Origin of the sequence: Aliarcobacter faecis, assembly GCF_013201705.1 — a bacterium.
GTDB lineage: Bacteria > Campylobacterota > Campylobacteria > Campylobacterales > Arcobacteraceae > Aliarcobacter > Aliarcobacter faecis.
On record NZ_CP053837.1, the window covers coordinates 171783 to 186217 of the forward strand.

Consider the following 14435-nt stretch of genomic DNA (forward strand, 5'->3'; position numbering starts at 1 on the left):
TAAGGAGAATTTATGTCACAAACTACAAAAATAACAGAACTTGATTTAGCTGGAACAAAACAAGGGAAGATTATTGTTTCAAATGTAACTGAGCCTTATGGAAAAGATACAGATGATGTTGTAAGTATTGCAATTGCATTAAATGGTGAAGATATTCAATGGAAAGCTCACATTCCTTATGAAAATATTGATGGAGTGATTGAAGCTTTAAAAAAAGCAAAAGAGCTTAAAAAATAATATTTAAAACTCTTTTTCTTGTGATATAATTAAGTAAAAAAAGGCTTGTTATGTCACAACTACAAATAATAGGAAGAATTGAACCAATATCAATTTTGGATTTAGAACTTTTTGATTTAGATTCAAAAATTGATACAGGTGCCTATTCTAACTCTCTACATTGTGATGATATAACTATAAAAGATGAATTTGTAACTTTTAGACTCTTAGATAAAGTTCATCCAGCATATCATAATAAAATAGTACAAATGCCACTTTATATTGAGAAAAAAGTGAAGAGTTCAAATGGAACTATACAAAAAAGAGCATTTATTCAAGTAAAAGTAAAATTTGCAAATAAAACTTATAAAACTATAGTCTCTTTGACAAATCGTGCTGATATGAAATATCCAATGTTAATTGGAAGAAAATTTCTCAAAAATCGTTTTTTAGTTGATGTATCAAAAAAGAATTTAACAAGATAGGAATTAAAAATGTTAGTTTATATTTTATCAAGAAATGAAGAACTTTATTCTACAAAAAGATTGTATGAAGAGGCAAAAAATAAAGGTTGGGAAGTAAAAGTTATTGACTATCTAAAATGTACAATTGAGATTATGAAAAATGAATTAGTTGTAAATTATGAAGGAAAAGTTTTACCAATCCCAGATGCAATAGTGCCTAGAATTGGAGCAAGTAGAACTTTTTTCGGAGCTGCAATGGTAAGACACTTTGAGATGCAAGATGTTTTTTCAACAACTGGAAATTTAGCTCTTACAAGAAGTAGAGATAAACTTAGAAGCCTTCAAGTTTTATCAAAAAATGGAGTAGATTTGCCAAGAACAGTTTTTGCATCAAATAAATCAAATGCAAAAGATGTTATTGCTTTAAGTGGAGGGACACCTTTAGTTTTAAAAATTCTTGAAGGAACACAAGGAGTTGGAGTTGTACTTGTAGATAGTAAAAAAGCTGCAAAATCTGTTCTTGATGCTTTTTATGGAATGGATGTAAATTTGCTTGTTCAAGAGTATATAGAAGAAGCAGGAGGAAGTGATATAAGGGTTTTTGTTGTAGATGGTGAAGTAGTTGCTGCTATGAAACGACAAGGAGCTGAAGGAGATTTTAGGTCAAATCTTCATCAAGGTGGAAATGCAACAATTTATAAATTAAATAGAAAAGAAAAAGCTACTGCTTTAGCTGCAGCAAAAGCCATGGGGCTTGGAGTTTGTGGTGTTGATATGATAATTTCAAAAAGAGGACCTCTTGTTATGGAGGTAAATTCAAGTCCAGGGCTTGAAGGTATTGAAAAATCAACAGGAATAAATGTAGCAGGAAAAGTTATGGATTATATAGAAAAGAATTTAAAACCTAGTTGTCCTATAAATCCTACAAAAAGAAAAATAAAAAAAGATACAATTGGTGCATAAGGTATAGACTTTAGTTTATTTATAAGCTAAAGTCTCTCTATTTTCATCTAACCAAAGGGCAATTCCCCCATATAAATGGGCTACATTTGTATATCCTTGTTCTATTAAAAAGTTTCCAATCATTTTAGTTCTATTTGCATGTGCACAAATTAAGATAAACATTTGATCTTTTGATTTTACATATTTTTGGAATTCACTTAACCATTTTTCAATATTATAATTTCCAAAATCATCAAAGAATGTAAGTGCTATACTGTTCTTTATAATTCCAGTATTTATAAACTCACTCTCTCTTCTTACATCTATCATTACAACATTTTCATTTATTAATTGCTCTACTTCCTTTGGATATAAATCGATTAAATTTGTCATATTTTCTCCTTAAAAATAAAATATTATCATAAAAATTTATAATTTATTTAAAATTAAATGTTATAAATATTAATAAACAAACTCTTTACAAAGATTAAATATAATAAAACAAAAATAAAGAAAGGAAGAGATGAAAAAGTATTTGTTTATTTTCTTATTATCAATTACAGCACTTTTTTCTTATGAAGAGCTAACAATTGATAATTTTAATGAAAAAATAAAAGGGAAGAATGTAATTATTGATTTTTATGCACCTTGGTGCCCACCTTGTAAAGTATTAGCAAATAATTTAGAGGATTTTGAGATACAAAAACCAGATAATGTTCAAATTTTTAAAGTAAATATTGATAATGAGTTGTTTTTGGCAAAAAAATATGGGGTTAGAAAGTTACCAACTTTAATATATTTTAAAGATGGAAAACCTTTAAAACAAGATGTCGGAGTAAAAACTGTAGAAGAACTTTTAGAAGTTAGTAAGAATGAGTTTAAATAAGGATAAAAATTGAGAAAAATTGTTTTATTATTGATGCTTTTTGTCTATTCTTTTTCTCTTGAATTAGGGAATAAAGTACTAGAACCCGAAGAGGCTTTTAAAGTTAATTTTGAAAAGCAAGAAGATAGATTAAATATCAAGTTAGAATTAGGAAAAGATATTTATTTGTATGATGATAAATTACAAGTAAATATTACTAAACCAAAGAAGATTGAACTTATAAAAGAGTTAAATCTTCCAAAACCAGTAGAATATGATGAATTTATTGTACATTTTGATGGTTTAAATATAGAGATTCCATATACTCTTTTAAAATCTAAAATAGATTCAAAAAAATATGAAATAGAGTTTAAATTTCAAGGCTGTTCAAAAGCAGGGCTTTGTTATGCACCTATGAGTGAAAAACAAGTAATCTTCTTTGAATCAGATGTAAAAGAGCAAATTATTGAACAATCAAAAGATGAAATTGTACAAAAAGATGAGATTCTTTTAACAAATAATGAAAATTTAAATGAGACTGATAGTATTGCACAAGTTTTCAAAGATTCAAGTACTTTGATAGTTCTTGCTACTTTCTTTGGTTTTGGATTACTTTTATCATTTACTCCTTGTGTTTTTCCTATGATTCCTATTTTATCCTCAATTATAGTAAAAGCTTCACAAAATGAAAATATGAGTGCTAAAAAAGGCTTTTTTATGTCATTAGTTTATGTTCTTGCTATGAGTATGGCATATACAATAGCTGGAATTATTGCAGGTGTTTTTGGAGCAAATTTACAAGCCACTCTACAAAATCCTTATGTTTTAGTAATATTTGCTTTAGTTTTTGTAGCTTTAGCTTTTTCTATGTTTGGATATTTTGAAATAAGACTTCCAAGTGCTTTACAATCAAAAATAAATAAAACAACAGAAGGAAAAGAGAAACAAGGTATTGTTGGAATTGCAATTATGGGATTCTTATCTGCTTTAATTGTTGGACCTTGTGTAGCTCCACCACTTGCAGGTGCTTTGGTTTATATAGGACAAACGGGTGATGCTATTTTAGGTGGAATAGCTTTATTTGTTCTTAGTTTAGGAATGGGAGTTCCTCTTTTATTAATTGGTTTAGGTGCAGGTAAATTTATGCCAAAACCAGGTGGTTGGATGGAAAGTGTTACAAAAATCTTTGGAATAATTATGTTAGGAGTTGCTATTTGGCTTCTTGATAGAGTTATAAATCCAAGCTTAGCTATGTATTTATGGGCATTATTATTTTTAGGAACAGGTATTTATCTAAAAATTTATACACATATTATTTCAAAATTAATTTCAACTGTTATATTTATCTTGGGTGTTATTCTATTTGTAGGAGCAGTAAGTGGTGCTACAAATCCACTAAAACCTCTTGATAAATTTACAAGTGGAGTAGCTGTAGCTTCTACTCAAAAATTGAGTTTTACAAAAGTACAAAATTTAACTCAATTAGAAGATGCTATAAAAAAATCTTCAAAACCAGTATTACTTGATTTTTGGGCTTCTTGGTGTGTATCTTGTAAAGAGTTAGATGAGATTACATTTAAAGATAGTGAAGTTATAGCAAAACTTCAAAACTTTACACTTTTAAAAGTTGATGTTACACAAAATAGTGATGATGATAAAGAAATACAGAAAAAATTTGGAATAGTTGGACCACCTGCACTTATTTTTTGGGATGTAAATAAACAAGAGGTGAAAAGTGCGAAAATAGTTGGATATAAAAATCCAAAAGAGTTTTTGGAAATTATAAATAAAAATTTTCAAAATTAAATAATATTTATATATAATAAATCCTTCTTTTTTAGGATTTATTATGGACTTAAATAGTGATTTTTTAATCGTCTTATCAATAATTTTATTTTTCTCTTCTTTAATTCAAGGAAGTCTTGGTTTTGGTTTTCCCCTTATTGCAACACCACTTCTTGCTATGATTACAGATATGAAAACGGCAGTTTTATATGTAGCTATTCCGACACTACTAATTAATATAATAGCTATTTTTAGTGAAGGTAATTTTTTTAATGCTATAAAAAAATTTTATCCTCTAGCTAGTTTTGGAATGATAGGAAGTGCAATAGGAACACAAATTCTTATTTATAGTAGTTCAGAATTTTTTAAGATACTACTAGCTTGTACAATTCTTTTTTATTTGCTTATTCAGAAATTTAAATTTGAGATGACTTGGGTTAGAGATAAACCAAAAACTTCTTTAGTTATATTTGGGCTTAGTGCAGGAATTATTGGTGGCTTGACCAATGTTATGGCAATAGTTTTATTAATTTATTCCTTAGAGTTAAAACATACAAGAAAAGATGTAATTCAATCAACAAATATATGCTTTTTATCTGGAAAGCTTATTCAAATAGTAATTTTTATATTCCATGATTCATTTACACAAGAGATATTAACAATATCTTTGAGTAGCCTAATAGTAGTTGTAATAGCTATGTTTATAGGGCTTAAAATAAAAAATAAGATTCCTCAAGATAGCTATAGAAAGATTATTAAAGTATTTTTATTTTTAATTGCAATTTCTTTAATTTATCAAACAATTTTTTAAAAGAGAGAAAACTCTCTTTTAAACTTCTTATATAAATATAAATACACCTATAATCATAGTTATTAAATATAATATACCAAAAATACCACCTAATGCCCACCATTTTGCTTGAGAAATATATCCAGCACCATACCAAATAGGAGAAGGACCAGTTCCATAAGGAGTGATAATTCCCATAACTCCTAAAGTTCCTGCAAAAATAATTGTAAATGGAATTATTTGTTCAGCAGGTAAAAGTGTAGATGCAATAACCATAAATAAAGGTACTAATGCAGTAACATGAGCAGTTACACTTGCAAAAAAGTAGTGTAAAAGGAAAAATAAAATTATTAGAGCAATAATTAAAGATGTTGCACTCAAATCTGATAGCATAACTTGAGAATTTTTACCTATATAATCTAAAATACCAACTTTTTTTAACCCATCAGCCATAGCAACTAAAGTAGAGAACCAAATAAATACATTAAATGCTGCTTTATCTGAAAGTAAGTCATCCCAAGTGATAACCCCTGATAAAACCATTATTGAAACAATACAAATAGCTGTTGTTGTAGCATCTACACCAAACTCTTTTCCAAATATCCAGAAAATAAGAGCAACTGTTGCTAAAGTAGCCATTAAATACTCTTTAAATGTAATTGAACCTAGCTTTTTTAACTCTTCTGCTGCCCAAGCTGGAGCTTCTGGAGATTTTTTTTGTGTAGGTGGGTATATAACATAAGTAAGCCAAGGAGTTAGTAAAAATAAAGGAATCATTAAAGGAATCATAACTTTTGCCCACTCCATCCAAGTTATAGTATGACCACTATTTTTTGCAATTAAATCTACAGCTAATAAGTTTGGAGCAAGTGCAGTTAAGAACATAGAACTTGTAACACAAGTTGTTGCTATTGCAACCCAAGAGATATAAGAACCAATTTTTCGCGGGTTCTCATTTGGAAATGAGTTAAAAATTTGAGGTATATTAATAGCTACTGGATACACACTACCACCACTTCTTGCAGTATTTGATGGCATAAATGGAGCAAGAATTAAATCAGAAAATGCAACAGCATATCCTAATCCTAATGTACTTTTCCCCATATATTTAACCATAAGTAAAGATACTCTTTTACCAAGACCTGTTTTTTTATATCCAAGTGCAAACATAAAAGCAGCAAAGATTAACCAAATAACACTATTCCCAAATCCTGATAATGCCCAGTTGATACTCTCTTTAGAGTTTCCAACTAAGCCTAAAAGGGCAACAATAGAAACACCAGTAAAACCTACAAGAGCTGCTGGAACAGGTTCAAGAATAAGCCCAATAACAACTGCTAAAAATATTGCTAAAAAATGCCATGCATTTGAAGATAAACCTTCAGGTACAGGAATAAACCACAAGGCAATTGCTACTAATACAGGTATTAATAGTTTTATAGCTTGTTTTGACATAAATCCTCCTAATATAAATATTAAGTTATTATAATATATTTTTTTAGTATATAATTTTAAGTAAATCTTTAAAATCCTAAATCTAAGCCCTTTTTGATATACTATATATAAAAAACTGGAGGAAAAAATGAGAATTATAATTTTGATAACTCTTTTTTTGCAAGCTTTGATTGCTAGTGAATGGAGAATACAAAATGATCCATATTATAAACATAAAGTGAGCCAATTTTCTATGTTGAAAGATATTAGCAGTGCAAAAATAATGATGCTTGGAGATTCTATAACTGATGAAGGAGAGTGGAGTGAACTTTGGCAAGAAGTGGTACAAAATAGAGGGATTAGTGGAGATACTACAAGTGGAGTTCTTGATAGATTAAATATAGTTGGCCCAAATATAAAAGAGGTTTATATTATGATTGGTGTAAATGATATTATGAGAGGTGCAAAATTTGAAGTTGTATTTGATAACTATAAAAAAATAGTTGAATTTTTTCAAAAATTAGGTATAAAAATAAATATCCAATCAACTTTATATATTGGAGAGAGTAGAAAAAAAGATTTTAATATAGAAGTTGAAAAGTTAAATATTAGTTTAAAAGAGTTTGCAAAGCAAAATAGTATAAATTTTATAGATTTAAATCCAATCTTAGCACCAAATAAAGTTCTAAAGAGTGAATTTACAAAGGATGATTTACATTTAAATGGAGATGCCTATAAACTTTGGATAGATGAGTTAAAAAATAATAGAAAATAAGATTAATACTATTTTAGATAAAAAATAGATTTTAATCAACAAAAATTAAAAGAGTATTAAAATGGTGCAATTAGAATTTCAAAATAAAAATCAAGTGATAATAGTCAAAATATGCTTATGGTAATTCAATTATTAAATACACAAAATCTTATTCTAAGTTTACAAAATATAGTTGGAAATTTAATAAAAGAGAAAGAAGACTTGCTAAATATTAAATTAAAAGATTTAGAAAAGAAAGTTGAAGAGTTAAAAAATAGTGATATAGTTGGAGAACTTATAACAAATGATTTTCCAATAAAGCCTAAGAAATCTTTGATTATTGTAGTTGCATTTATAACTGGATTTATATTTTCAATTTTTTTGGTATTTTTTCTAAACTTTATACAATCTTTTAAAGAAAAAAATTAATAAAAAAAGAGTTAAAAATGTTGATAAAAAGTAATAGTGTAAAATTTTTATCACTTTTTATCTCTATTTTCTTTTTAATATATCTGATATATCTTATTTATATATCATTTTTTATAGTTAAAAATCAATTTATGGATATAGGAGATTCAACTTATGTAAATCAAGTAAGAGTTGATGAATATACAAAAAAACTAAGTGATTTTCTAACTAAAACTTGTAATAAAGATAAAATTTGTGAAGTTCAAAAGATTTTAGATTTTGTAACAAATATTCCATATAAAATAAACGAAAGTATCGCAAAAAGTCCAAAAAAAGTTGTAGAACAAAACTTTGGAGATTGTGATGATAAATCAAATTTACTTATATCACTTCTTAAACAAAGAGATTATGAGGCTTATTTTGTACTTGTTCCTGAACATATTTTTGTCATAATAAATCTTGAAGATGAAAATCTTAGGAACCCAGCTTTATATGTAAATAATAAGAGGTTTTATATTTTAGAAAGTACAGCAACAGCTTCGAAAATAGGATTCCCGTTGAAATATAAATTAGATGAAATTGATGCTATTATTGACCCATTTATAAATAAAAAACTGAAAATAGAGAGTTTGGATTATAAATTATAAGAAACTATTTTAATCTATCTTCTAAATCAATAATAAAATAATTCTTTCCATCTTTATTTTTATATTTTAGTTTATATTTATGTAAATTTACAATAGTTTTAACTATATAAAGCCCAAGACCAAAACCACTGCTTCTTTTATCCTCTTGATAAAAAGCATCTGTATAAAAATCTAGGCTATTTTTTAAAACCTCTCCTGTTGATATTATTTTTATACTTTTATTATTTGCTTCTATTTTTACTTTTTTATCTGTACTAAATTTTAGAGCATTATCTATTAAATTTTTAAGAGCTATTGACATCATATAAATATCAACTTCAAAATAAAAATTTATAATATCTTGCTCAAGATTTTTTTGGTTTATTAGCATTAAATCTATTGTCTTATCAAAAATTGTAAGAAAATCTACTTTTTCTTTATAAATCATAGTATTTTTTGAAGTGAGTTTTTCAACAGTTGCTAACTCTTTAATTATATCATCCATTCTTCTAAATGCTTTTTGAAGATTATCTTTAGTTTTTTCATTTTCCAAAGTTTCAGCAATAAACATAGCTTTTGTAATTGGAGTTTTAAGCTCATGCATCATATTTCTCATAAACAGATCTTTTGACTTTGATTGATTATTTATAATATTTATTGCTTCATTAAAATTTCTTGCAATTGTTCCTATTTCATCATTTCCACTATAATTTAGTTTTATATCTTTATTCCCTTTTGAAAACTCTATTATTTGTCTATTCAAAATTTTTAAAGGTTTCAACTTTTTAGTTAAGATTTCATATAAAATTAGAAATATTATTAATGCAGCAATAAATCCAATAGAGATAAATGCAACACTATAATTATGATGTTTTGTATCTCTTAACATAATATTATAACCATACTGTTGAACATAAATATAGAAAGTTTCATCAAATTTATAAACTCTATAAGTTCCTAAATAGTTTTGAGTAATTGTAAGTTCTTGAGCATTGTTTATAATTTCTAAAATTCTATCTCTATTATCTATTGGTCTTACATTAAATTTTTTATAAAGTTCTACCAATCTTTCATTTGTTGGATAGTCTTGAAAAAGTATTAAAAAGTTTTCGGCTATTAACTCATATCTATTTTGTAAACTTGAATCATGTCTCTCTTTATCATATTTAATAAATATAGCAAAAGTTGCAAAAATGGATATAAATGCAAGAGTAAAAATAATATTTATAAAAGTAGAAATAGAGATGTTTTTTATCATATTAACTGATAACCAATACCTCTAACTGATTTTATATATTGTCTACTATTATCGATATTTGCTATTTTTGTTCTTATTCTTGAAATAATTACATCAATATTTTTTAAAGATGAATCATCTTCTATATTATCACTTGTATAAATAAAATCTTCTCTTGACACAACTCCATGATTTCTTTGTATAAGAAGTTTTAAGATATCATATTCTGCTAATGTAAGATTTAAAGCAACATCTTTAAAAATTATTTGAATGTCACTCTCTCTTAATTCAAAAATCTGATTTTCATTATCTTTTTTATTTGAAGAACTTGAATCAACTCTTTTTAAAATAGTTTTAATTCTTGCTTGAAGTTCCCTAGGATTATAAGGTTTTGGTAAATAATCATCAGCTCCTCGTTCTAAACCCATAACTTTATCTAATATATCATCTCTTGCTGAACTAATAATTATTGGAATTTGAGATTTTTCTCTAATTTTTGGAATAAGTTCAAGACCATCAATTTCAGGGAGAGTTAAATCAAGAATTAATAATTGATAATCTTTATTCAAATCAAGCATAGAGAGCCCATTGTAAGGGCTATCAGTCGTTGTAACATGGATATCGAACGCTTTTAAATAATCCGAGATGATTTGTGCTAATTCTAAATCATCTTCTATCATAAGTATTTTAATAATGGTAGATCCTTTTTATTGAATTACAAACATTATTGTTTGACCATATCTATTTATATAAACTCTTTTATGTTTTTCATTATACTTTTTTAAAGCAGTTTCTATATTTGATAGATTTTTTATCTCTATATCTTCAATTTGTACAATTATATCTCCAGCTAAAAAACCAGCTTTTTCAGCTTTTGATTTTGGTTCAACATCAGTTACTAAAACTCCATTTGTATCATTAGAGAGTCTATATCTTTTTATAGTCTCATTTGTTATGTTACTTAGTTTTAATCCACCAAGGAAACTATTTGTTTCACTTTGAATTCCAATTATAGTTGATCTATCTGCCAAAATTATATCTAAACTTATATCTTTTCCATCTCTTTCTATTCCCAAATTAACTTTATCATTTGGTTTGAAAGAGGCAATTGTATTTTGTAATGCATTTCTATCTTTTATAGGTTTTCCATTAATTGAGTAGATTAAATCTCCTCTTTTTAAACCATATTTAGCAGCAGGTGTATCATTTGAAATATCTAAAACAACAGCACCTTCACTTCGTTTGTAAACTAGTTTTGAATCTTTTTCAAGTTCAGCTATAGCAACTCCTAAATAACCTCTTACAACTTTTCCATCACTTACTAGTTTTCCTACAACATCTTTTACCATATCAACAGGAATAGCAAATCCTATTCCATCATTTCCACCACTTTTTGATAGAATCGCTGTATTTATCCCAATTAAAGCCCCTCTACTATCAACTAAAGCTCCACCGCTATTTCCAGGGTTTATTGATGCATCCGTTTGAATATAATTTTCATATTTGTTTATTCCTACTTTATCTTTGTTTAAAGCTGAAATTATTCCCATTGTTACAGTATTTCCAACTCCAAAAGGGTTTCCTATAGCAAAAGTTATATCTCCAATAAGTAAAGAATCAGAGTCCCCTAATTTTATAGGTGTTAGGTCTTTACTTGCATCAATTTTAATAACAGCAATATCACTATCACTATCTTTTCCTATTAATTTTGCAGTGTATTCTGTTGGATCATCCCCAATAGTTACACTTATCTCATCTGCATTTTCAATAACATGGTTATTTGTTACAATATATCCATCTTTAGTAACAATAACACCAGAACCAAGAGACCTTTGAACTCTATTTTGTTTAAATTGGTTTGTAAACTCTTCTCCAAAAAATTTTTTGAAAAATGGATCATCAAACATTTGCATAGGAAGTGTATTAATATTTGAATTTACACTCTTTTTTGCTGAAATATTAACAATAGAATTTACAGACGATTTAATACTATTATTAAAAGATAAGATTTCAGCAGATGAATTTGGAGTTATTCTTTGTGGGTTTTTACCTATCTCTTCAAATTCTATATTTTTTGCAAAAAGTGAACTAGCCAATATAATAGATGTGAAAAACAATTTTTTATTCAAATTAAAATCCTTAAATATTGAAATTTATAACTTAAGAAGTATGACAATATAGTGTAAACTATTTTACAATAAAAAGTTAATAAAGAGTAAATTTAAAATAGGATTTATCCTATTTTAAATTATAAATCTGTTTTTAAAACAGCTCCGCTACTTGCATTTGTAACTAAAGCTCTATATTGTCCTAGCCATGATGATTTTATAGGTTTTTTAAGAGGTTTGAATTCAGCTTTTCTTTTTGCAATTTCATTATCACTTAAATCAACACTTAGAATATATTTATCAACATCAATATTTATAATATCTCCATCTTTAAGTAATCCTATCATTCCACCTTCAGCAGCTTCTGGACTTACATGTCCAATAGAGGCTCCTCTTGTTGCTCCACTAAATCTTCCATCAGTAATTAATGCAACTTTATCTCCAAGTCCCATTCCCATAATTAAAGAAGTTGGTGCCAACATCTCTTGCATTCCAGGTCCTCCTTTTGGACCTTCATAACGAATTACTACAACATCTCCAGCTTTTACTTTTCCACTAACTATTCCTTTAATTGCTTCTGCTTGTCCATCAAAACAAACAGCTTTTCCACTTAAAGCTCTAGCTCCTGTAATACCTGCTGTTTTAATAACAGCACCTTGTTCTGCTAAGTTTCCATAAAGAATGGCTAATCCACCAACTTCTGAATAAGGATTATCAATAGTATGGATAATATTTGTATCTAAGATTTTTGCATCTTTTATTCTTTCAAGTAAAGTTTCTCCTGTAACTGTAAGATTATCAAGTAATATATCATCACCTCTTTTTGTCATCTCTTTCATAACGGCACTTACTCCACCAGCTTTATTTATATCTTCCATATGAACTGTTGTTAAAGAAGGGGAAATTTTTGCAATATGAGAAACTCTTTTTGAGATAGCATTTATATCTTTTAATTCAAAATTAACCCCAGCTTCTTTTGCGATAGCTAACATATGTAAAACTGTATTTGAACTTCCACCCATTGCCATATCAACTGCAAAGGCATTTCTTACAGCTTTTTCATTTAAAATATTTCTTAATTTAAATTTCTCATGATTTGCTCTATCTAAAGCTAGTTCACAAACTCTTTTAGCAGCTTTTCTATATAACTCTTCTCTCTCTTTTGTTAATGCTAAAATTGTTCCATTTCCGCTTAAGGCAATTCCCATAGCTTCCATAAGTGTATTCATAGAGTTAGCAGTAAACATTCCAGAACAAGAACCACCACTAGGACAGGCATTACACTCAATATCTTTTAACTCTTCTTCACTTATTTCACCAGCTTCAAATTTTCCAACAGCTTCAAAAGCAGTTGCTAAATCTATTGGTGTTCCATCTTTTGTATAACCTTTTTGCATAGCTCCACCACTTACAAAGATAGTAGGTACATTAACTCTTAAAGCACCCATAATCATACCGGGAACAATTTTATCACAATTTGGAATAGCTATCATAGCATCAAGTTTGTGTGCATTCATAACTGTTTCTATTGAGTTTGCAATTAATTCTCGACTAGGAAGAGAAAAAAGCATTCCATCATGACCCATCGCAATTCCATCATCAACACCAATAGTATTAAATTCGAAAGGTACACAACCATTTTTTCTAATCTCGTCTTTAATGATTTTTGAAACTTTATCTAAGAAAAAATGTCCTGGAATAATCTCTATAAATGAGTTTGCAACACCTATAAATGGTTTGTTGAAATCATCATCTTTTAATCCTGTTGCTCTTAAAAGAGATCTATGTGGTGCTCTATCATAACCTTTTTTTACTTCATCACTTCTCATAATTATCCTTATTTAATTTTAAAAAATATGTATAGATTATACAAATATTCATTTTTATATATTATTAAAGTATCTATTTTTTATAAAATTAAAATATTTTTTTTAAAAGTCTTGACAAATATAAAAAAAGCCACTATAATTCCAGTCCATTTTAAGTAAAAACTTAAAAAGGTTCTTAAAAAATATGCGAGTGTGGCGGAACAGGTAGACGCGCGGGACTTAAAATCCCGTTCCAGTTTTGGAGTGTGGGTTCGATTCTCACCATTCGCACCACTTAAGAGTAGAGGATTGACAGAGTTGGTCGATTGTACCGGTTTTGAAAACCGGCGAGGTTCACGCCTCCGAGGGTTCGAATCCCTTGTCCTCTGCCACTTAAACAATCAAATTTATCTTTTTGATTTACTTTATTGGAGCTATAGCAAAGTTGGTAATGCCTCGGATTGCAAATCCGACATGCGTTGGTTCGAGTCCGACTAGCTCCTCCATTTTTATTTTTTATAAATTATAAAAAAACTTATTTTTTTAACAATTAATTCACAATTATTTTGATACTATTCCACAATTTATTTGATAAAAATAAAAATAAAAAACAAAAGGAACGCAAAATGAAAAAAGTATTATTATCTCTAGCAACAGCATCTTTATTATTTGTAGGGTGTACAGAGGATAAAAAACCAGCTGATACAAAGGTAGAAGCTACAAAAACTGAAACTGCAAAAGCAGTAGAGTCTGTGAAAGAAGAAACTAAATCAGCAGTTGAATCTACAAAACAAGCTGTAACTGAAGCAAAAGAGGAAGTTAAAGCAACAGTAGAAGATGCAAAGCAAGAAGCTAAAGATAGTGCAACAGAAGTAAAAGAAGAGACAAAAGAAGCTGTTGAAACTGTAAAAGATGCAGCAAGTGATGTTAAAGATACATTAACTGCACCAGTAGAAGCAGATAAAAAATAATTATACAAATCCGTGAAAATTTCTTCA

At 27.7% G+C, this 14435-nt stretch carries 16 protein-coding genes and 3 tRNA genes; 13 read left to right on the forward strand and 6 right to left on the reverse strand.

The features are described 5' to 3' along the window. Positions 1-12: 12 nt before the first annotated feature. The 3 genes from AFAEC_RS00840 to rimK are packed head-to-tail and all read left to right on the forward strand — an operon-like array spanning position 13 to position 1643. Positions 13-237 (forward strand): hypothetical protein, encoded by a 225-nt coding sequence (locus AFAEC_RS00840; RefSeq protein ID WP_026806711.1) that lies wholly within the window; start codon positions 13-15, stop codon positions 235-237. A 50-nt stretch (positions 238-287) separates the two neighbouring features. Next, the gene (locus AFAEC_RS00845) at positions 288-701 is read left to right on the forward strand and encodes an ATP-dependent zinc protease family protein (protein ID WP_026806710.1); all 414 of its coding nucleotides are present in this window, start codon (positions 288-290) and stop codon (positions 699-701) included. Positions 702-710: 9 nt separating this feature from the next. Beyond that, complete coding sequence (rimK, locus tag AFAEC_RS00850; RefSeq protein WP_026806709.1) at positions 711-1643, forward strand: 30S ribosomal protein S6--L-glutamate ligase; 933 nt, start codon at positions 711-713, stop codon at positions 1641-1643. 15 nt (positions 1644-1658) lie between these two features. Here rimK and AFAEC_RS00855 read toward each other — a convergent pair whose 3' ends face one another. Then, positions 1659-2015: a rhodanese-like domain-containing protein gene (locus tag AFAEC_RS00855; protein WP_026806708.1), complete on the reverse strand. Its 357-nt coding sequence runs from the start codon at positions 2013-2015 to the stop codon at positions 1659-1661. Positions 2016-2145: 130 nt separating this feature from the next. Between AFAEC_RS00855 and AFAEC_RS00860 the strand changes: the two genes are divergently transcribed. From AFAEC_RS00860 to AFAEC_RS00870, 3 genes are read left to right on the forward strand one after another with little or no spacing between them, the layout of a single operon-like run. Further along, entirely contained in the window at positions 2146-2508 is a 363-nt protein-coding gene (locus AFAEC_RS00860; protein WP_051487640.1) for a thioredoxin family protein, read from the forward strand. 9 nt (positions 2509-2517) lie between these two features. Continuing rightward, positions 2518-4293, forward strand: a complete 1776-nt coding sequence (gene dsbD / locus AFAEC_RS00865) for a protein-disulfide reductase DsbD (protein WP_026806706.1) — start codon at positions 2518-2520, stop codon at positions 4291-4293. A 43-nt stretch (positions 4294-4336) separates the two neighbouring features. Continuing rightward, positions 4337-5083 carry a sulfite exporter TauE/SafE family protein gene (locus tag AFAEC_RS00870; protein WP_026806705.1) on the forward strand — a complete coding sequence of 249 codons (747 nt, stop codon included), beginning with the start codon at positions 4337-4339 and terminating at the stop codon, positions 5081-5083. A gap of 27 nt (positions 5084-5110) precedes the next feature. On the opposite strand, the gene AFAEC_RS00875 is transcribed toward AFAEC_RS00870, so the two are convergent. After that, positions 5111-6517: a DASS family sodium-coupled anion symporter gene (locus AFAEC_RS00875; RefSeq protein ID WP_026806704.1), complete on the reverse strand. Its 1407-nt coding sequence runs from the start codon at positions 6515-6517 to the stop codon at positions 5111-5113. A gap of 127 nt (positions 6518-6644) precedes the next feature. Here AFAEC_RS00875 and AFAEC_RS00880 point away from each other — a divergent pair, with 127 nt between their 5' ends. The 3 genes from AFAEC_RS00880 to AFAEC_RS00890 all read left to right on the forward strand — a co-directional run bounded on the left by AFAEC_RS00880 (position 6645) and on the right by AFAEC_RS00890 (position 8305). Further along, complete coding sequence (locus tag AFAEC_RS00880; protein WP_026806703.1) at positions 6645-7271, forward strand: GDSL-type esterase/lipase family protein; 627 nt, start codon at positions 6645-6647, stop codon at positions 7269-7271. Between the two features lie 117 nt (positions 7272-7388). After that, a complete protein-coding gene (locus AFAEC_RS00885) occupies positions 7389-7679 on the forward strand; it encodes a GNVR domain-containing protein (RefSeq protein ID WP_162148371.1) in 291 nt (96 codons plus the stop codon). Positions 7680-7696: 17 nt separating this feature from the next. Beyond that, positions 7697-8305, forward strand: a complete 609-nt coding sequence (locus tag AFAEC_RS00890) for a hypothetical protein (RefSeq protein WP_026806701.1) — start codon at positions 7697-7699, stop codon at positions 8303-8305. 4 nt (positions 8306-8309) lie between these two features. On the opposite strand, the gene AFAEC_RS00895 is transcribed toward AFAEC_RS00890, so the two are convergent. From AFAEC_RS00895 to ilvD, 4 genes are all read right to left on the reverse strand, one after another. Next, on the reverse strand, positions 8310-9542 hold the full coding sequence (locus AFAEC_RS00895) for an ArsS family sensor histidine kinase (protein ID WP_026806700.1): 1233 nt from the start codon (positions 9540-9542) through the stop codon (positions 8310-8312). After that, complete coding sequence (locus AFAEC_RS00900; protein WP_026806699.1) at positions 9539-10216, reverse strand: response regulator transcription factor; 678 nt, start codon at positions 10214-10216, stop codon at positions 9539-9541. The genes AFAEC_RS00895 and AFAEC_RS00900 overlap by 4 nt, the downstream gene beginning before the upstream one ends. A 12-nt stretch (positions 10217-10228) precedes the next feature. Further along, the gene (locus AFAEC_RS00905) at positions 10229-11650 is read right to left on the reverse strand and encodes a Do family serine endopeptidase (protein ID WP_026806698.1); all 1422 of its coding nucleotides are present in this window, start codon (positions 11648-11650) and stop codon (positions 10229-10231) included. 119 nt (positions 11651-11769) lie between these two features. Then, positions 11770-13458, reverse strand: coding sequence for a dihydroxy-acid dehydratase (ilvD, locus tag AFAEC_RS00910; RefSeq protein WP_026806697.1), 1689 nt, complete (start codon positions 13456-13458; stop codon positions 11770-11772). A 186-nt stretch (positions 13459-13644) separates the two neighbouring features. On the opposite strand from ilvD, the gene AFAEC_RS00915 reads away from it, so the two are divergent. From AFAEC_RS00915 to AFAEC_RS00930, 4 genes are all read left to right on the forward strand, one after another. After that, positions 13645-13731, forward strand: a tRNA-Leu gene (locus AFAEC_RS00915). 9 nt (positions 13732-13740) lie between these two features. Beyond that, positions 13741-13829 (forward strand) — tRNA-Ser (locus AFAEC_RS00920). Between the two features lie 38 nt (positions 13830-13867). Next, positions 13868-13943, forward strand: a tRNA-Cys gene (locus tag AFAEC_RS00925). Positions 13944-14063: 120 nt separating this feature from the next. Then, positions 14064-14408, forward strand: coding sequence for a hypothetical protein (locus AFAEC_RS00930; RefSeq protein ID WP_051487642.1), 345 nt, complete (start codon positions 14064-14066; stop codon positions 14406-14408). Positions 14409-14435 lie beyond the last annotated feature (27 nt).